Origin of the sequence: Pseudomonas fluorescens, from assembly GCF_902497855.1 — a bacterium.
Taxonomy (GTDB): Bacteria; Pseudomonadota; Gammaproteobacteria; order Pseudomonadales; family Pseudomonadaceae; genus Aquipseudomonas; species Aquipseudomonas fluorescens_BI.
In genome coordinates, this window is record NZ_CABVHU010000031.1 from 13756 (window position 1) to 30842 (window position 17087).

The window sequence follows — 17087 nt, forward strand, 5'->3', positions numbered from 1 at the left end:
TCGGGTTTCATTGCAGCCATTGCGGGCGACTGATGATGCGCTTACCGACTTGGGCCGAGTTGACGCAATCGGCCAAGCTGCCAAAAGAAACGTCTTTGCCAACCAGGCCCGGGCCATAGTGGGCGAATTTGCCGGAGTTGGTCATCGCTGTGCGGGTGGAAACCGGAAACATGTCAGCGTTGAGCATGCAAAGACAGATGTCCGTGCTGATTCGCGCACCAAATGCCTCGATTCTCTTTATGTAGCCGGACTTTTGAGCCTGCTCATATACGTACTGGCTGGTAGTGATAAGAAAGTCACATCCAGCATCGACCTGCTTACCGTCTACCAGCGGAGCGAGTTCCGCAAAATCCCCCAGCGTAAAATGCGGGCTGCCCACCAAGACCAAATCGAGTTTCTCTTGCTTAGTGGTCGAAAGCTTCTCGAACACCGACAGCAGTTCCTCTTGTGTGACATTCAGGGTTCGAGTTGCCGGTTTGTTACCCAGCGCTGCCTCCAACGTCGGGGCTTCAGGGGTAACACCGATCATGTGGAACATCCCGACCGCACCCGAGGTGGCCAAGGTGGAGCTAAGGTATTTGAGGTTTTCCTGATTTGGTTTTTCCTCGATACCGCAGATAACCGGGATATCAGCACCAGCATGCTTGCCAATGAGATAGCCCAGTACGGTATAAAAGGAGCTGTCGAGGTTATCGAGCTTCGGAATATTGATGACAAAATTGCCCTTGCGATTTTCCTCCAGATGCAAACCGCAGTATGGCGCACGGCCAACGATGGCGGCGCATATGTCAAGGAAGTCACCTTGGCGGTTGGTACGGGCGCCCAGCACACTGTTGGAGTAAACAATGGCATTGGATTCTGCCCAGACGATGTCATCACCGAGTTTCGGCACCTCCGGAAACACATACGGCGTGCAAGAAAAGATGGGCTTGGCGCCCATTTTTTCAAAAGCCGTCGCCAGACGGTCGGCATAGCCTGCAAACTCTGGATCGATGTTCTGTTCTTTCCAGCGTTTTCGGTCGATAGAAATGGCATTGATCGAGGTGGGTACACACACCTTCGCGCCCATTTCAGCGAGTGTCTCGATAACCTTGAGACTGGCTTGCCCGGTATAGATGCTACCGCCAACATGCACACTCGTGATGTCGACTAACCTTTTCGCATCCTGCATCACCGCGATCTTCAGGATTACCCGCAGCGCAATCTGCGCCGCACGTCCTTCATCACCGGCAAGGATCGCCTGATCGCGCTCGGAGAGTTCGATCTGATGGATAAACTCATTCATAAAGCGTCACCGTTCCATCTTCCGAGATACTTGCACTACTGGCCGAGAACAGCATCTCGAAATCGTCGTTCTCTAATTGCACAACCGGAATCTTTTGGCCGAAGAACTCGTCGAAGATCACGACACCTAGTGCAATTATCTCGTCGACTTTATTCAGGATTATCCCTGCGGGCGCATGGCCATTGTGCAAGGCATCAAGCAGCACGGCACTGCCTGTGCTGGAGCCCTTACCCTTCGGCAACGCGAAAATCCGGTTGGTCAGGTCTTCCCCGTTAAGGGGATGATGTCGGTCGATAATCACGCCCGTAGCAGGATCGTATCCGCCCCAGAAGCTGATCATGTTTCGGGTGGCACACAGCGGTGCCTGGGCATGACCTCCAACCAGCACACGGCCCTTAGCCATGTGTAGCTGAGGCCCGTGGTCAATCCTGGGCTGCTCACTCATTTTATTCCCTCAGGCAAAAGCAGAAGCGGATCCTCGCAGTTTCTTGAGGCCATAGGATCTGCTCCTATTTGTTGTTATCGCTGCATGCTCCGCTACAACCAATCTGCCAGATAGAAGGATCATGACAATTTCCAGTAGAAAACTTTATGCCGAATGATGATGAAAAGATCCTAATTCATGCAGCGAGCTAGCAATATTCGAATTTTTGAGCAGGATCATGAGGGGCTCACGAACGTGCGACCAGAGCGAGTGACCATGTGATTTTGGTTTGAGTACAAAGAGCCCGAGAGGGCCCTTTGTACTTCTCAGCGATGCAACTGCAAACTTTAATCAATAGTTGAGTAACTGAAGTTGCTAGCGGAAACGCTCTCGTCGTCCTTTACGATTAAGCGCGTAGACGCAGCCGCCAAACAACAATGCCACGCCTGCAGCAACCAGAATCGATGGTCTGTGCTTGGCCGCACGCCAGCCACCCTCAATGCGGCGATCACCACTGGGCGGCGCAAACAGATTCCCTGATGACGATTCAGACTGTGGGCCATGTTCTACACCCAAGCGAGTCAGCCATCCTGACAGGAGCGGGAACCCCGGAACCAGGAAATGTGCCAGACGGGCCATCGTGGCCGCACCTCCCACCGTGGTGCTGGGTCTTGGACGTAACGCACAGGCAACCATCGCTTGGGCGACGAGATGTGGATCATAGAGAGGTGGCGGTGGCTTGAGCGCATGACCGGTGAAGTTACCTGCATCACGAAATCCCGGTGTGTCCATGACAGCCGGATAAATGTCGCACACATGGATATCGGGGTATCCGATCAGTTCTCCGCGCAACGCTTCGCTCAAACCGCGCAAGCCGTATTTGCTGGCAGAGTAAGCAGCGGCATAGGGCTGTGCGACCCAACTCCCCAGCGACAGGGTGTTGATCAAAGTGCCGCGTTTTTGCGCCTTGAAGTAAGGCCATGCCACATAGGCGCCGCGCAGGTAACCGATCAGATCCGTTTGCAGCACCTGCTCGTGTGCTTCAAGCGGTGTTTCCTCGAACCTGCCAACTGCTCCGACACCGGCATTGTTGATCCAAATGTCTATCTGTCCGTTACTAAACGCGGCAGCTTGATCCGCCAAAGCGCGCATCTGTTCGCTGTTAGTCACATCAGTTTGAACTGCCAGGGCTGTGGCACCCCGAGCAGCACATTCTTCGACGACTTCAGCGAGCGCGGCTTCGTCACGTGCCCCCAATACCAGGCGGGCGCCCTTACTGGCGAATGCATGAGCTGCTGCGCGGCCTATGCCGCTTGATGCCCCGGTGATGACCACCAGTTTATTATAGAGGGCGCTTGTCGGGTCTCTGCGGTACACCTCAGGACGGTCTCTAACCTCTGATGAGGGTAAATCCACTTGGGCGTTGTAACGCAGCTTGTTCAGCTTCAAACGTGCGCCATCTATCAAGGTCAATGTCAGATCTTCAATGGTGCCGGCGACTCGATCTGGAAATACCGGTTCGCCTACAGGATCAAGTTCGTCGTAAAAAAATCGCTGACCTTCTAGCCACCCAACGGCAGTCATTAATTCGGGGCCAAGGTAGTATTTTCCGTCGAGGAAGAATCCCGGAAAATTTCGTGTGCGTTCCAGGCTTTCGACAGCGTAACGCTCGCCAGGCTTCATACCGGTCAATGAGTCGATCATGGTGACATCCTCAGGTTCGCTGGTGTTGCGATAGAGGATGGGCTGTCTTCATTGTTCCATCGAGATGACTGAAAGGCCTAATAGTCGTCCCTTCAGCTATTTGAACATGAGTTTTTTTTCAAACTCGCTGAGAGCGTAGAGGTCAACCAAACACCACATTGCAAATGCGCGCAGCGCGCTGGGAGATCGGATGGACAACTATCACATCACCAAGACCGACAAGCTGTGGGCACTGACAAAGGAAGGCGCGCAAAGGGCGTCGAAGACGGCCTCGACCAAGGCTGAAATCACCGCGCTGGCGGGTGAGTTCCTTCAGGGTAAAAAGGCGTCGCTGAAGATTCACAAAGAGGACGGGACTATTCAGGAAGAAAGAACCTTTCCTCGTAGTGCTGACCCACGAAAATCCAAAGGCTAGCCAGTCATCCTGATGATTCATTGCTGATGCGGATTGCCAGTCGGATCTTCGATTTGAATGACCTTTCCTTTGTGCCAAGCGTCAGCACCTGGGTCAATAACTGGTGCAGGGATGTCGGCCCGAGCGTTCTTTTTCTGGATGCTATCGACGCCAAGTCTTTTGTCCCGATCTGCCACCAGTCGCTGGTCGATCTGGCCATCAGCGGTGAATCCCATCATCAGTTGCGGAACACCCAGCGGTAGCTCTTTGTTGAGGTCGGTGTGCCACGTATGCCAGGTCTTGCCATAGGTATGGATGAGCTTTTCCATAAGCGCATGTTCTGCAATGTCCGGAATGCCGGGGGCAACCAATTGGCCGGACTTCACCTCATGAACATGACTGTGCCACAGCGCTTTTTCAGCGTCGGGCAGTTTGGCAAACAGCTGTTCACTGATGATGTATTCCACCCCCATGAGCTTCGCGTCCTTGCGATTTCCATCGTAGATCACGCACTGGATCACTTCTTCATTCAGGATGGAGCAATAGTGGTGAGCCTCCATTTGAAAGTCGGGATGGCCGTTGTAAAAATGAAATCCATCGAGGTAGGCATTAAGTGCATCGATGGGCGGGCGTGATTGGAGCAGGGCGGCGCCTGCATCCAATGTGCGGGTCGTGGCTGTCTTTTCCTCGCCCGGTGCAACGACATTGGACGACGTAGTGTTACCGGCGCATGCAGTCAGCAAGCCGAGGATCATCAGCATCAACGATGGTCTGGATGCGATGAAAAACGTGCGCTGAGGATTATTTTTTTTCATTGCAGATCCTTCTTACAAATAGGTTTCAGGCGTTGATGACGAGCGACAACCGCGTTGGTTACCGGTACCCACATACGTTGATAGAAAGCGCCTGGGAGCTTGCGTTCAAACTGATGAAGACAACGGCCTCCAGGATGTTCCAGGCAACCTACTTGGGGCTATGGGCATTGTCCCCGGAATCGCCAAAACTGATCTCACCGGCTTCACCCATAACGCTGTACTGCTTCCGCAGTTTTCTAAGCTCCCTGGTGCCCATCTTGTCCAAGGACAACGTGGCGTTTTGCGCTTCCTTGGTCGCTCGAATCAGCTCATCGATTTTCAGATGTAAAATGTCGTTGTCCCGGTTCTGGGTGTTCTGGATCAGGAAAACCATTAGGAAAGTGATGATCGTCGTCGACGTATTAATGATCAGTTGCCACGTATCGTTGAAATGAAAATACGGGCCCGTCACTGCCCACACAACGATGAGACAAATAGCGGTGAGGAACGTCTTCGAACTGCCAGCCCGGTTGGAAAGTGCTTGGCAGAAGTTTGAGAATTTCATGATTGCGAGCTCTTGGTGTAGTGACAGGTAGACCACGGTGAGCCTTTGAAATTCTTTCTGAAAAAATGCCCTCGTCGTTGGGAACCTTCTGGTTCTCACATCAATGGGAGGTGAATTAGGGAAGAAAATTTTCGCTAACGAGACGGGCCCACAGGTTCCTCCCACTCGCCACCATCTGCTATCGGAACGCTCCCCAAATCATAGGGATTAACGCCTTCCATGCAGCCGATATTGAAGCCAAATTCGTTCGGATTGGTACTGCGTCGGTGATGGGTATAAATACCGCAGATCCCGCAAAAGAAATGTTCGGCGACCTGCCTTCCGAACTGATACTTGCGTAATGCAGCTTCTCCGCGAATCACCTTCAAATCTGCTGCTGGCACTGCAGCGACTATCGCTCCCTTGCGTTTGCAGAACGAGCAATCACATCGATGTGGTTCAGGCAGACCTGCAGGTAAATGGATCTCGAGAACAACGGCACCGCAGTGACAGCTCGCTCGGTGATGAGGCTGAATTGGGATCTTACCAATGGCTTTGAGCATGTGTGTGATCACGTTGCCACCTCTGTCCAATCCAAGATTGCCGATTCACGCCATATCACATCACTGAGCCCGTACTTTTCAGCTTGAGGCTTGGTGACGACTTTGAGCGGCAGTCGTCCTGGTTTCGGTATAGGCGCCACCCCAGCGTCACAACTTGCCCAATGCCAAGCATCGGCGTTGCTTCTTATCTTCGCCCTGATGATGAAGGACTTGGCCTCCCCGTGAAGCTTGTACTCGATGATGTAAAGATCGGTATTCATGAGGCCCCCTCCATTTGCTCATAGACAAAGGAGTGGTTGGGTCTGGAAAAAATTCAAAGGATTTTGTACCGGGGTAACCATCGATTTTCTCTGGGGCGGTCGGATCGATTTGAAGGCTGAAAGATTTAGCTCATGAAGATGGTTGCTATGGGGTAGCGGCGCGCAAAAATTGAATGAACGCATTCTGCGCGGGTCAACTGCGAAGACCCATTGAGGGGAAGTAAAGTCCATTGCTGCCGTGACAGTCGGCTTATTCGTTGGTACGAACGGCCAATGGATATAGGCAATGCGTAGCGAGACGATATGAAAGTACAGGTGATCGTCACTCACCTTGTCGCAATCCATCGCCTAGCAGCCCGTTCACACAGAGTGAGCGAAGCGAGAGCAACGAGAACAGGCACCATGAACAGCAGCGAGTTTATTTGGTTCTTGGTTGGACTCATGGCAACGTGGGTAGCTGTCGTCGTGATGGGACGGACGGTTTTTGGCATCCATGGGTAGAGCATTTCTTGGTTGGGTGTGTGCGACATCTATCCGGCTGTCATGGTCACACCGGGATTCGCGATGCAGTGAACTTCACCGGTCATGCACTCAAGCCACCACCGAGCCGGTAGCTGCCGTGTATAAACCGTAGGTGTACGAGAGAATGGGCTGTGTTCGCTCCCAAACGGTATAACGCGTCTCGCAGATGGGCGTAGGCTGAAATTGCCACCGCTTCGCCATGGATCTAGAAAATGGCATTAAGCCTGAGATTTAAATTTCCGTTCAACCAAGCTTGAGCGCCTTGGCCGGCTCAACCCAACGGAGCCATTATGTTGTCCACTCTCGAGCTATGCCACGTCATCGAATCAGCGTTTCTGCCGCTCTCATGCGAATGTAGGGTCGAGCCATCGGGATCACTTCAAATTCAGATTATCGAGCCGATATCCAGGCGAGTCGAGCTTCTTGTTACCGGCATTTCTGTATCTCGGCTCACTGGAGACCATGCTATAGCCCAGCTCATAAATGAACTCAAGAAAGAGCTCAATTTTACCCATAACAGAAGAACTGACCTCAACAACTTCTGCGTATCTCATAGATGAGCAAGTGATCCCGCAAGCGACGACTTATATCCGTAAGACTTACACGCTGGATCAGGTTGAGCAGCACCATTGTCATGGTGCTCCTACTACAACGTTTTTGGTTGCAAACCTGATAGCCGTTTCAACGCTCAACCCTGCGCCACCGGGCAGTAGCGATTGGAGTCAGTCGCCTAAAAGTGTTTCCAACCCATTCTTCGCGAGCTGCCATTCGTCCTCACACCGCACGTAACGAATCAAGGTATCAAGATGGCTCGGGTTCCTAGCCTCAATCAAAAAATAACGCCTACACTGAAAAATCTATCAGCCTGGCATGGAAATGAGCCGAGACGAGGAACCGGCGCATGAAAAAAACCCAATGGGAAAAACTTTCACCCCTGACAGGATGGGTAATCGTCGTGGAAGACGACCCAACGTTGCGCATGCTAGTCGGGGAGATTTTGAACGACCTGGGTTTGCGTTCGCTGGAATTCTCAACTGCCGATGAGGCTTTGAAGTACATGTCGGGATCGAGTGGCGGTTGTCCATTGTTGATCGCGGATCATGGCCTACCCGGTCAAATTCAAGGCGCAGACTTTATTGAGATGATGAAGCTTCGATGGCCCTCGACCGGGGCAATTCTCACATCCGGTTGCTACCTGAATTCCTCGGAGATACCCGCTGGAACGACTTACCTTCACAAGCCCTGGTCTATCGATAATCTGATACTGGCCGTAACCACCCTACTTAAACCTGGTAGATTTCTCGCAGGACGATGATCCGCAGGCTTTACCCATGGGCGAAAAGGTCTTTGTCGCTTTATTTTTAATGTTGAGCATTTAAGTGATTGCGGCCACTGCCGTGGGTCTGCCCAAACTGGCTGATCATTGCCTGGTGAAAACGCTTTTTTGCACGCTGCTACTTGAAATCCGAGGACTGGCTCAACATGACTCTGACCGTTCATGCCAAAGGGAAAAAGCCCGATCAATGGCGGGCTTCGAGATCGGCTTGCTCGTTGCGCGTGTTGGAGCTTGCGGTCGTTGCGTCCTTAGGCGACTGAGCATTAAGTCAGGCTGTTTTACGCCGAACGGGATTTTTCTGAAGGGGATCAAAAACCTCCCGCTCACGGCGAATGGGCCACTCGAATACCCAGCATTTCAATGAAATATGCTCCATTGCGCTGTGTTGGGTAGTGTTACTCACATAACGTGGCTGCTTGGATTCTTTCATCGCTTGTCGTAGTTCACGTGTGAACTTGATCGAAATGTTATGTTTTTTGAACAGTTGTGCGAGGTGGGGAAGCTGCAAGTAAAGAAAAGCCTTCGATGGGGTGCAGTGGTTGTAGCGCACACCCTTGCGATCTAGGAGTGCTAGCGCACTCCAGAACTCGACCAATATGTCAGCGGGTGCCGGTGTCCTAATCCCAATACTGGTTAGGTCGGGGACTGACAATCCTAACTGGTGGGAAACAAGCGCAAGCTGCTCATGGATCGCAGTGCGGATGGCGTTATCGCTGGTACCACTCAATTCTTTGAGCAGTGCAACCCGATGGCATGAGAGGGCTATTAAGTGAGCAGCATTTGGCGTTTCAGAACGAGAAGTGCTGCTCTTCGTCCAGTAGTCCCACAATACGTCGTCGCATTCTTCTTGGTAACGAACGATCTTCGCGCGAAATTCGGGTTTTACATTGTACGGGCTGATTGCGTAGAGCCAGGCTGGAAGCTTACGAAGGGGGAGACAGGTCATCCTGTATTGCTGGCCATCACTTCCAGTGGTGGTCATTTCAACCATAGCTGAGCGAAATCTTTCCCCCGATTTTCGGAACTGCGTTTTCCAGTCCAGTCCGATATTTGTGACGATCGGCTCCATAGCTACAAACGGATCAGTACCTTGACCAACCAGAACTACCGTGTCCTCGTAGAACGGGACAGGCATCAGATGCTCCTGCATGGCGGTGCTCCTTTTTTGTGGCTCCATGCCCGAATATCCGTCGAGCTAAAGCCGATGAAAACCGAATCAAAATGCCACCATCATGGCTTCAAATTGTAGCTCAAGATTTGTAAAGGTTGGCTACTGGCCGTTTTTTGCCTGGCGTACCTATCCCGCGACGGCGGCAGATGTGACTTTGGTCGTCTCAGGTTATGCACAGCGGCGGCCAGCGTGGCTCAGGAGGTGATGGTGTTGACGTGCTGACATGCGAACGCTCTTTCTTGGAGGCTCGCCATTCGCTGCACAATGCGTTGCCGGTCGGGCAGAATTCCTCAGCCTTTTGTATCCAGCGAAAATCGTTGCTCGCTAAACTGTCGTTGTTGCGCTCGGTTTGTCCCACACAGGCACACGCGGCTCGATGTCTTTTACCTCCCCCATCCAGGCCAGCATCGGAGCGGTACCGTAAGCGGTATCGCCGATATTGCGCTCCGGCTTGAAGTTGAATTGCTCTCTCCCTGGTCGATCATGGTCTTGGCACACTATCTTGGCCGTTCGATGAGTGGGGGTGGTTCCACATCCACAATGACGCCATGTTCGGTATCGATTAGATAATTCGCGGAATAGACGAAGAACGCTGGGCCTCCCGGAGCAGCTGTCCAGCGGGCTTGAGGATCAGTCAGTGATACATGCTTCGGTAGCACTTCGGCCAGGGCCTTCCATCGAGTTCCTCAAAGTAATCGTGCGCAGCGCGGGTGCTCACAGACGGATCGGTACTGCGTAATGGCGGTGAGGATTCTGAACTAATGTGTCACGTAATCACGTTAGATAACTTCAACAGCTAACATCCCCTCGTGAGGAAATTGCCAGCACGGTAAAGCGAGTAGAGCACTAGAGTTCGGGGCAGGCGATCCATGACTCATTTCAAACTCAATAAATGTGCGGGAGTCGTGTTATGAACAAGCTGGCAGCGATCTTTCTTCTACTGGTAGCAGGTATTGCCCAATCTGCTGAACGCCTGACCACCGTCCAGGTTTCAGGCCTCTTTGTCCCCGGCACCCAAACGCTGGGTAAAGCGCTAGGATTCACAGAGTGCGTTGATTTCTTCAACTACCTGTCCTGCACGCGCAGCAAGCCAATGGACATTTTTGGCGCAACGGCCAGTAGCGCGGAAATAACACTGGATGTCACAGATAACTTTTCCAGCGAAGCAGATCCTATGGGAGGCGTCAAGATCGCGGGTGTGGCACTGGAGAAACTGACCTACCGATCCATTCGCTTGGAATTTCAACCAGAAGAGCGCGAAGCACTGGAAAAGGCATTGCGCGCTAATGGATGGTTCGCAGTGGGCAACGAAAAACGCCGTGAGTTTTATAAGGAGGGCATCCCCGCAACCTTCCGCATCGGTGGCGCCTACACAACGCTGAGTCCTGTCGATATCAACGAGGTAAGAAAAATGGCTTCCAGACTGGAGGCAAAGTCTACCCATCCAAGCATTACCTCAAATACACCCGATCCGGCGCAGTCAATGCTGCTTGACTCAGAGCCTCGAGGCTCTATGCGCGCGCCTCGATTTTAAAGACTGAATCGATATCGGCCGCGTTGGATCGATTGCTATCTGTGACAACGGGCTGCAACCGATTGCGGCCAGCCATGAATGTGGGGACTCGATGCGTAGCTTTCACATCGTAGAGACCGAACGAAAGCGTAAGCTGGGTGAAGTCTTGCGGTGATGTCGGCATTTCGCTCGTAAATAGCTATCAGCCTAGAGATGGATTGTCATACGTCGATCTGCAATTCCAAATCACCGTTATCTAAATTGCGCGTGTGAGCGACTGTGCCGGTCAGGTGATCTCTTGATGAAAGAAAAATGGTCAAGGAATGTGCCTTGTGCAAGTCATCTGGCACGGGAGATAGCACCCGCAGCTGAAAAGCTCCCGGCGTGATAGGCGTTATGACAACGTTGCATTCAACGCTTTTCGCGATAGGGCCAAGCAGGGTGTCACGCATGTAATTCAAGCGTGCAGTGATAGTAGTCATGGCGATGTCCTTGCAACGTGCCGAATGAGGGCCTAGTTTTCGGCCCTTATGCGCTAGACGAAACATGTGACGTTTGAGTTCAACGCAACGGCTCGACGGGTCTCGAGGCCCATGGCTTGGCGTGCATGTGCTTGGATGATCGACTGTGCTTGCCGTAAGCCCAATCGTCATATTGGCAGATCACTCCGGCGTCATGAGCACCGCTAGGCTCATGTTGATGAACTCTTCGTTTTTGCTGATCGTCTCTAGTGCACCGCACACGTTCCCGGCGACGTCTCCCGATCCGCGCTGCTCGACCCAATTGGTCAGCTCCATGATGGCGGCTTCAAGGGCAAGCTGGTTTTGATTGATCTTGAAAAGCAGCGATGGAAGCAGGTCTGAATTTGGCATCGATTTTCCTCCATGAAAAAGCCAAGCGTAGCAGTATAAACTGAAGGATCGGCTACATCACCTCAATGCCAGAGCAGGCGAAACAATTCGTCGTGAATTTTGCTTCGTCGCCTTCCTTGACTCCTGGGTTTCTTAGACAAGACTGAGTTCAAATTCCCCATTCGATGGAACCATATGATTTCCGCTCTTGAGCTTCGACATATCATTGAGAGCGGTTTATTACCTCGCTCCTGCACCTGCACCGTAAACCCAAAAGGGTCGCTATTGATCAAGATGATTGAGCCTTCCTCGGGCCGTGTTGAGCTGTTTGTCCCCGGATTGTTGGCGTCAGACCTCACGTCCAGTCGGGCGATTTCGAATTTGATCAGCGAACTCAGAATTGAAATTGCGGCTCGCCAAAACGCTGTGTGCGTGAGCGCGGCGGTAAATGGTGGACTCGCAGCCTCAGAGCCCACCAGGTCACGTCGATTCAAATCTTACTGATGGGGTGATCAGGCTGCAGGAGAGACGCCACCGCGATGACTAGGTCGTCTAGTGACCAGGGCTTATGCAGATAGATGGTTGATGGCGGTACTGTTGTGGGGTCTATCAGATACCCTGACGTCAGAATTGCACCGATGTACGGCCATCGACCCCTTACCATCTCGATGAATTCGATACCTTGGATTTGCCCCGGAACACTCTGGTCTGCGATCACCAGACGGCACTGATCATGCCCTTCCAACAGATAGGTCAACGCATCATCAGCAGTGTCGAACGCTACTGCTTTTGCGCCAATCTCAGCCACAATATCTACCATCAGCGAACGCAGCGTCGGGTCGTCTTCGATGACGATAATTTCTCCTTGAATTGGTAGTAGGCCTCCGTCTAGCAGGGTAAGGGTAGTCGTCATAACAAGCTCCGCCATCGCTTTTGATCGAATAGCTTTTCGACCGCCTCTCGCTCAGTGCAGGCACTGCTAGAGAATAGGGGTAGGGAACCAGGAGCGCTGCCGCTTCCCACCAGCGGATAGGCGGGATCGGTAGATACGACCTATTTGCACCGAAAGCGTCATCGCTCAGAACTTCCTTTCGGTCTTCTCAGTCGACCAAACACCAGGCTCATCAGCACGCGCGATTAAGTGCCTGTGAGAACGCCCGTCGCAAGCGGCCCATGACGGATCGGGTATAACTATAAATTGGTGGTCGCGATGAATTGTCTAATTTGTGTCGGTGCCGCAGAGCGCATTCAGTGTCATGGCCCATGGGAAGAGAGGGATTGTCCGGATTGTGGACGCTACCGAATTTCTGATGAGCTCCTTTTGGCCTTGATGGATCAGGGCCAGATTTTCGATGTCAGCAAAACAAGAGGTTGGCTTGATAGCAGGCGTATTGAAGTCGCGATTCCTTCTATCGAGATTCATCAAGCCCTCCTGGTGCTTTGAGTCGGCAGCGTCGGGTGCCAGCCTCGAATCAATCTGCTCACTCCGGAGCCATGAGACCACGGCTGATATATAGGGGAGACGGGGACACCAAGGGCGCACATATACGCTCAACGGGCTAACAAAAGATAATTCAAAGGTATTCCGCCAAAGCAATAGTGCAGGAGTCGTCAAGGGCCATTGGCGCGAGCTTGAGCTATTCATCGGATTTGCATAAACGTTCCTTGCTGTAGTGGCCCGTAGCCGCTAATAGTTAGTAGTTAGAGTGACTCGACGGTGAACTCGAAGAGGATGTGAGATGGCCTTCAGATTCGGTGTTGTTCCTGCGCTACCCACGGATACGGAATCCATGCGCAAAGGAACGCGCTCTTACTGTAAAACTGCGACAGTAGGTTTTAATCTCTACGACAACGAGAAAAAGCTGCGGCTGCAGACCACCTATGAGACCCGAGCAGAGGCGGAGTATGTGTGCCAGCGGCACAACATGGAACGGCTTCAAATCGTCTATTCAGAACGGAAGGCGCCGTTTGGTCGATTGGCGCCCAATCGGATAAATTCTGCGAGTCGACGAATTTCCGTCTGAACGTCGAGCCCGTCGGTGGGAGCTATCAATTTCTTGCGTGTTTCATCTGCCGGCAAATGACATAGCTCTTTTTGCCTTGAATTTCCTGTCGCTGGAGTAACAAATTGCTAAATCGCCCAGATAAAAACGCGCTTCGTGCAATGCTGGAAGCTCAGGTCGAAGAAAAGCTGCGGCGCGACCCTGATGCGGTAACGACGTATGCCGCACAACCCGAGCCTGAACGTAAGCGATACACCACTAAGCCTACAGTTCAAGACAAAGCGTTCATAAAAGAGCTCGAACAGATGCGTACTGATGCTGAAGCCGGAGTGTTTCACCGATCCGTTCCCGAGCAGAAGAACGTGGACGCTGGGACTGGGCTCGATGATTATCCTGGCTGAAAAGAAGCAGGCAATCCCTCAAATTAATGGTGAGTTCAGTCATTTTTAGTCCGAGATGTAAGGACACGGTCTAAGGGATCGTTTAAAACATGGGTGCTGACACAACACCTACGTGCATGTGCACCAAATCCGGACGCGCATACCGCAAAGACTGGCCTTGGGATTTTCCGGCTGGATGATTTCTCCTGGCGTAAACCAAGGTGAGCACCGAGGCGCTCACCTCCAGGCATAAAGCCTCCCTCAATGGGCCAGAAGAATCTTGTTTTCGTTGGCCTCGAGCGATTGTTGACTGGCTCGATACTGACCGGGCGTCATGCCGAACCAGCGCAGGCAAGCCTTGTGAAAACTGCTGTGGTCATGAAAGCCCAACAGGTAAGTCACTTGCTGCATTGTGAAATGTGAATGACGCAGATAAAAGTCGGCCAATTGCTGACGTACATAGTTCAGAACATCCTTGAACTGCGTGCCTGCCTTCTCCAACGTCCGTTGCAATGTTCGTTTGCTCAGGTGCAAGGCCGCCGCAATCGACTCCATATCACATCGGCCCTGCCGTTGCGGCTGACTCAAGCGTTCGGTGATCAGCGCACGAATCCTGCAGACCATGGTGGAGTCAGTCAGCAGTTCAAGCTGAGCGTTGGCGTAGCTTTCATGAATCTGGGCCAACGCCTCGTTGGCCATCCGCAATGGTCGCAGCAACTCCTCGCTATCAAACAGGATGCTGTCATGAGACGCCCCGAAACGCAGCTCGCAGCCAAACAACCGTAGATGCTCGTGGATGTCTTCCGGTTGGGGATAGCTAAATTCCACACTCAGCGGTTGCGGCGAGTTGCTACCGCTCAGCCAGCGACAAAAACTCAGCAGCGTTGCGAGGCTGGCATCGGTGTATTGCCGGGGCTTGATCGAACCGCTCTGATGATGATCGAGCGCAGTGAGGCGGTAGTGTTGCTGTTCCTGGACAATGAAGAGAGTGAAACCAGTGCCGATCAACGGGCTGAAATGCACTAGGCGTTCGAGCGCCTTCTGCAGGTTCATGCTGGACATCATGGTATAGCCGATGATCTGAAAAGCACCCGGATGAAACGTCTCATAGGCCTTCAGACCAATGTTTGGATCGCCGGAAGCCTGAGCCGCCCTATCCCACAGGTGGTAAATAGTGCTTCGCTCAACGAATGATCCAGGTAAAGCTTCGCGCGCTATATCAAGCCCAGCCTCGTGACAAAGACGATCGACATCCAGTTCCTGCGCCGCAAGCGTATTCAGCGCCACGCTGGCATAACCTGTACTCAATTTATACATGGCTAGCCCTCTCCCTATTCATCAACCACCCATAATTGCCCAAGCGAAATTGACGGCCGTGTGTTATCGGAAATGTTGGGTGCGCCGGGGAGGGTGGTATTGCGTCATGAGCGATCGCAGGTGCTCGATGGCGTGATCATATTTAAGGTCGGCATGCCGTCGCTTTTCCTGGTACTGGCTGAAAGCGCTCGCGTCCAGGTAGGGCCGATCAAGAATATCAAGCGCGGCGCAGCTCAAGCTCTGCGCTTCGCTGAAAAGCTGGTTGTTACGTTCAAGAGCCAGGTTGAGACAGGCTATGGGTTGATGAGACTTTCGCGTGTCGTTCATTACAGAACCCTTTTGATTGATCTGTTTTTATTTTTTTGGCTCAACCTGCAATGTCGCGTCGGCAGGCCGGCTCGGGTCAGAAACGTCACCACACTGCTAGAATATTTTCACGGCAATGCTTGCCAGCAAACCTTCCTATGGCGATGTCGTTGGGCAAATCGGCTCTCGCGACGAGCTGATCACTGAAATAGAGCTCAGGCCCTTAGGCAGTTTTGCTCTGTGGGAAGTCATAGGGTCAGTACCCCCTTTCTCCTATCAGCAATCGTAGCTGAAATTGCGCTGCTGGCAGGTCTCGAAGGAGACATCGAATGTCAAAAACGCACCGTGTGGGAATGGCCCTGCCGATGATGGCCTAATCATTTGTATAACGGAAAATCGGGCAGGCGATGCTGCTGTAGGAAAATCATGACTTACCACGCACTACGCCGAGACGCAGATGAAATCGACAACGATTCAACTCGTCGAGCAGCATCGGGAACGGGCACAAAGAGAAGGTGCTCCAGGGGCATCGACCGACGGGCTCAAAACTTACGGACGGGATAGCCAGGTTGAAGAAAGGACTGCACGTTAAGTCGAATTTTAAATCGAGTGATGCCTAAGACATCGGCCGTCAGAACGGCAGCGACCCTGATCATTCCCTCTGAACGAATCGACTCGAACGAGGCCGACCTTCCGCCGAGTGCTGGATCTCAAACATTGAGCCATCAAACTTAGTGGCGCGCCGAGCTGATTTGCTGCGCCTCTATCTCTGCCCCTAACACTTGAAGCCGGTAATACTCATGCTTTTGGACGAGGGAGAGATACTCATCGACGTCTTCCTGCGTTCGATGCTCCTGCCCCAAGAGCGACTCGCTCAAAAAATTGAATCGAATAGACTCCTCGAGCGTCAGGCCAGCAAAGACTTCGTTGCCCTGATGGTCTTCGCTGAGGGCTCGTATTTTCTTGAGGTACGCGCGCTGCATGTCCGTGAGCACAAGCATTTGGATCTCCTGTCAATTGCCACTGCGGAGCTGTGCCGCAATGCGCAGAGTTGCTCACTCGATCATTTTGAGGGCCTTTTGTATGGGGTCAGCCGCGCTTGAAAGTTCCACCCAGATTTCATCGGTGAAGAGGCGCGTTTCCGAACGGGATTTGCAACGGCGAATGGCTTGTTTCTGGTCGCCTCTGTCGGGCATCCACGCACAATCGTAGACAACTACTGGAACCTTTACTGAATGTAGGGGTGAGATGATGTGCAGGCGCTTGATAGAAGACGACGCATCCCTTTTTAAGATGCTGCTTACCTCTGAAGGCCGCTCGTGCTTTTCATCGGAAACTGCGGAAGGCTGCTTGCCGTGGTGGCCAATAGCCGCTAGTAGTAAGGGGCGCTTGGAGAGGACGTGAAGATGATTTCGAGATTTGTTGTGGTGCCTGCAATCCCAACGGAAACGGGATCGATGCGTAACGGATCGCGTTACTACTGCCAGACCGCACCGATAGGCTTCAACCTCTATGACAATGAGGGAAAGCTGCGGCTGAAGCCAACCTATCAGACCCGAGAAGAAGCTGAGCGTGAGTGCCAGCGGGTTAACCGTAAGCGTCCGCCCAACACACCTTGTGTGATTAAACGGGCGCCCACCTGTGCGGCAACAGCTCGGTTATCTCACTCGCACGCTGCGTCGGCAGGCGTGTAAGAACATCCTTCAAGTAAGCATACGGA

21 protein-coding genes and 1 pseudogene are annotated in these 17087 nt (G+C 52.6%); 7 read left to right on the forward strand and 15 right to left on the reverse strand.

Features of this window, described 5'->3' with window-relative positions; all coding sequences use genetic code 11:
• Positions 1-7 precede the first annotated feature (7 nt).
• From F8N96_RS33820 to F8N96_RS33830, 3 genes are all read right to left on the reverse strand, one after another.
• The gene (locus tag F8N96_RS33820; RefSeq protein ID WP_150801479.1) at positions 8-1285 is read right to left on the reverse strand and encodes an aconitase X; all 1278 of its coding nucleotides are present in this window, start codon (positions 1283-1285) and stop codon (positions 8-10) included.
• Entirely contained in the window at positions 1278-1730 is a 453-nt protein-coding gene (locus F8N96_RS33825) for an aconitase X swivel domain-containing protein (protein WP_150801480.1), read from the reverse strand. Before F8N96_RS33825 ends, F8N96_RS33820 begins: the two co-directional genes overlap by 8 nt.
• A gap of 354 nt (positions 1731-2084) precedes the next feature.
• Complete coding sequence (locus F8N96_RS33830) at positions 2085-3413, reverse strand: SDR family oxidoreductase (protein WP_150801481.1); 1329 nt, start codon at positions 3411-3413, stop codon at positions 2085-2087.
• Between the two features lie 190 nt (positions 3414-3603).
• Between F8N96_RS33830 and F8N96_RS33835 the strand changes: the two genes are divergently transcribed.
• A complete protein-coding gene (locus tag F8N96_RS33835; protein WP_150801482.1) occupies positions 3604-3828 on the forward strand; it encodes a DUF2188 domain-containing protein in 225 nt (74 codons plus the stop codon).
• A gap of 17 nt (positions 3829-3845) precedes the next feature.
• Here F8N96_RS33835 and F8N96_RS33840 read toward each other — a convergent pair whose 3' ends face one another.
• From F8N96_RS33840 to F8N96_RS33855, 4 genes are all read right to left on the reverse strand, one after another.
• A complete protein-coding gene (locus F8N96_RS33840; RefSeq protein ID WP_150801498.1) occupies positions 3846-4568 on the reverse strand; it encodes an OBAP family protein in 723 nt (240 codons plus the stop codon).
• Between the two features lie 202 nt (positions 4569-4770).
• Positions 4771-5166: a low affinity iron permease family protein gene (locus F8N96_RS33845; RefSeq protein ID WP_150801483.1), complete on the reverse strand. Its 396-nt coding sequence runs from the start codon at positions 5164-5166 to the stop codon at positions 4771-4773.
• A 134-nt stretch (positions 5167-5300) separates the two neighbouring features.
• Positions 5301-5708 (reverse strand): GFA family protein, encoded by a 408-nt coding sequence (locus F8N96_RS33850; protein ID WP_150801484.1) that lies wholly within the window; start codon positions 5706-5708, stop codon positions 5301-5303.
• Between the two features lie 8 nt (positions 5709-5716).
• Positions 5717-5968, reverse strand: coding sequence for a DUF6555 family protein (locus F8N96_RS33855; protein WP_150801485.1), 252 nt, complete (start codon positions 5966-5968; stop codon positions 5717-5719).
• A gap of 812 nt (positions 5969-6780) precedes the next feature.
• On the opposite strand from F8N96_RS33855, the gene F8N96_RS33860 reads away from it, so the two are divergent.
• On the forward strand, positions 6781-7050 hold the full coding sequence (locus tag F8N96_RS33860) for a DUF1652 domain-containing protein (RefSeq protein ID WP_150801486.1): 270 nt from the start codon (positions 6781-6783) through the stop codon (positions 7048-7050).
• Positions 7051-7391: 341 nt separating this feature from the next.
• Entirely contained in the window at positions 7392-7805 is a 414-nt protein-coding gene (locus tag F8N96_RS33865; RefSeq protein ID WP_150801487.1) for a response regulator, read from the forward strand.
• A 289-nt stretch (positions 7806-8094) separates the two neighbouring features.
• Here the strand turns inward: F8N96_RS33865 and F8N96_RS33870 are convergent, their stop codons facing one another.
• A complete protein-coding gene (locus F8N96_RS33870; RefSeq protein WP_224794173.1) occupies positions 8095-8976 on the reverse strand; it encodes a phage antirepressor N-terminal domain-containing protein in 882 nt (293 codons plus the stop codon).
• 238 nt (positions 8977-9214) lie between these two features.
• A pseudogene (locus F8N96_RS35655) lies at positions 9215-9724 on the reverse strand (IS5/IS1182 family transposase); the annotation flags it as partial.
• A 183-nt stretch (positions 9725-9907) separates the two neighbouring features.
• Between F8N96_RS35655 and F8N96_RS33875 the strand changes: the two are divergent.
• Positions 9908-10531 (forward strand): hypothetical protein, encoded by a 624-nt coding sequence (locus F8N96_RS33875; RefSeq protein ID WP_150801489.1) that lies wholly within the window; start codon positions 9908-9910, stop codon positions 10529-10531.
• A gap of 200 nt (positions 10532-10731) precedes the next feature.
• On the opposite strand, the gene F8N96_RS33880 is transcribed toward F8N96_RS33875, so the two are convergent.
• Together F8N96_RS33880 and F8N96_RS33885 are read right to left on the reverse strand one after the other, a co-directional pair.
• Entirely contained in the window at positions 10732-10992 is a 261-nt protein-coding gene (locus tag F8N96_RS33880; protein WP_150801490.1) for a hypothetical protein, read from the reverse strand.
• Positions 10993-11172: 180 nt separating this feature from the next.
• Positions 11173-11382 carry a hypothetical protein gene (locus F8N96_RS33885; RefSeq protein WP_150801491.1) on the reverse strand — a complete coding sequence of 70 codons (210 nt, stop codon included), beginning with the start codon at positions 11380-11382 and terminating at the stop codon, positions 11173-11175.
• 174 nt (positions 11383-11556) lie between these two features.
• On the opposite strand from F8N96_RS33885, the gene F8N96_RS33890 reads away from it, so the two are divergent.
• Entirely contained in the window at positions 11557-11865 is a 309-nt protein-coding gene (locus F8N96_RS33890) for a DUF1652 domain-containing protein (protein WP_150744223.1), read from the forward strand.
• Here F8N96_RS33890 and F8N96_RS33895 read toward each other — a convergent pair.
• Entirely contained in the window at positions 11852-12274 is a 423-nt protein-coding gene (locus F8N96_RS33895; protein ID WP_150801492.1) for a response regulator, read from the reverse strand. The two genes, F8N96_RS33890 and F8N96_RS33895, sit on opposite strands and share 14 nt — an antisense overlap.
• Positions 12275-13489: 1215 nt before the next feature.
• Here F8N96_RS33895 and F8N96_RS33910 point away from each other — a divergent pair.
• Positions 13490-13765, forward strand: a complete 276-nt coding sequence (locus F8N96_RS33910; RefSeq protein WP_224794174.1) for a hypothetical protein — start codon at positions 13490-13492, stop codon at positions 13763-13765.
• A 240-nt stretch (positions 13766-14005) separates the two neighbouring features.
• On the opposite strand, the gene F8N96_RS33915 is transcribed toward F8N96_RS33910, so the two are convergent.
• Positions 14006-15061: an AraC family transcriptional regulator gene (locus F8N96_RS33915; protein WP_150801494.1), complete on the reverse strand. Its 1056-nt coding sequence runs from the start codon at positions 15059-15061 to the stop codon at positions 14006-14008.
• A gap of 99 nt (positions 15062-15160) precedes the next feature.
• Here F8N96_RS33915 and F8N96_RS33920 point away from each other — a divergent pair, with 99 nt between their 5' ends.
• On the forward strand, positions 15161-15574 hold the full coding sequence (locus F8N96_RS33920) for a hypothetical protein (RefSeq protein WP_150801495.1): 414 nt from the start codon (positions 15161-15163) through the stop codon (positions 15572-15574).
• A 524-nt stretch (positions 15575-16098) separates the two neighbouring features.
• On the opposite strand, the gene F8N96_RS33925 is transcribed toward F8N96_RS33920, so the two are convergent.
• Together F8N96_RS33925 and F8N96_RS33935 are read right to left on the reverse strand one after the other, a co-directional pair.
• Positions 16099-16368, reverse strand: a complete 270-nt coding sequence (locus tag F8N96_RS33925; protein ID WP_150801496.1) for a hypothetical protein — start codon at positions 16366-16368, stop codon at positions 16099-16101.
• A gap of 622 nt (positions 16369-16990) precedes the next feature.
• The coding region (locus F8N96_RS33935; protein WP_150799222.1) for a transposase domain-containing protein at positions 16991-17087 on the reverse strand (97 nt) is incomplete at its 5' end.

Bases quoted from the DNA above. Each gene is read 5' to 3' on its own strand.
- F8N96_RS33820 (WP_150801479.1), bottom strand. From the start codon at position 1,285: ATGAATGAGTTTATCCATCAGATCGAACTCTCCGAGCGCGATCAGGCG.
- F8N96_RS33825 (WP_150801480.1), bottom strand. From the start codon at position 1,730: ATGAGTGAGCAGCCCAGGATTGACCACGGGCCTCAGCTACACATGGCT.
- F8N96_RS33830 (WP_150801481.1), bottom strand. From the start codon at position 3,413: ATGATCGACTCATTGACCGGTATGAAGCCTGGCGAGCGTTACGCTGTC.
- F8N96_RS33835 (WP_150801482.1), top strand. From the start codon at position 3,604: ATGGACAACTATCACATCACCAAGACCGACAAGCTGTGGGCACTGACA.
- F8N96_RS33840 (WP_150801498.1), bottom strand. From the start codon at position 4,568: ATGCTGATGATCCTCGGCTTGCTGACTGCATGCGCCGGTAACACTACG.
- F8N96_RS33845 (WP_150801483.1), bottom strand. From the start codon at position 5,166: ATGAAATTCTCAAACTTCTGCCAAGCACTTTCCAACCGGGCTGGCAGT.
- F8N96_RS33850 (WP_150801484.1), bottom strand. From the start codon at position 5,708: ATGCTCAAAGCCATTGGTAAGATCCCAATTCAGCCTCATCACCGAGCG.
- F8N96_RS33855 (WP_150801485.1), bottom strand. From the start codon at position 5,968: ATGAATACCGATCTTTACATCATCGAGTACAAGCTTCACGGGGAGGCC.
- F8N96_RS33860 (WP_150801486.1), top strand. From the start codon at position 6,781: ATGTTGTCCACTCTCGAGCTATGCCACGTCATCGAATCAGCGTTTCTG.
- F8N96_RS33865 (WP_150801487.1), top strand. From the start codon at position 7,392: ATGAAAAAAACCCAATGGGAAAAACTTTCACCCCTGACAGGATGGGTA.
- F8N96_RS33870 (WP_224794173.1), bottom strand. From the start codon at position 8,976: ATGCAGGAGCATCTGATGCCTGTCCCGTTCTACGAGGACACGGTAGTT.
- F8N96_RS33875 (WP_150801489.1), top strand. From the start codon at position 9,908: ATGAACAAGCTGGCAGCGATCTTTCTTCTACTGGTAGCAGGTATTGCC.
- F8N96_RS33880 (WP_150801490.1), bottom strand. From the start codon at position 10,992: ATGACTACTATCACTGCACGCTTGAATTACATGCGTGACACCCTGCTT.
- F8N96_RS33885 (WP_150801491.1), bottom strand. From the start codon at position 11,382: ATGCCAAATTCAGACCTGCTTCCATCGCTGCTTTTCAAGATCAATCAA.
- F8N96_RS33890 (WP_150744223.1), top strand. From the start codon at position 11,557: ATGATTTCCGCTCTTGAGCTTCGACATATCATTGAGAGCGGTTTATTA.
- F8N96_RS33895 (WP_150801492.1), bottom strand. From the start codon at position 12,274: ATGACGACTACCCTTACCCTGCTAGACGGAGGCCTACTACCAATTCAA.
- F8N96_RS33915 (WP_150801494.1), bottom strand. From the start codon at position 15,061: ATGTATAAATTGAGTACAGGTTATGCCAGCGTGGCGCTGAATACGCTT.
- F8N96_RS33925 (WP_150801496.1), bottom strand. From the start codon at position 16,368: ATGCTTGTGCTCACGGACATGCAGCGCGCGTACCTCAAGAAAATACGA.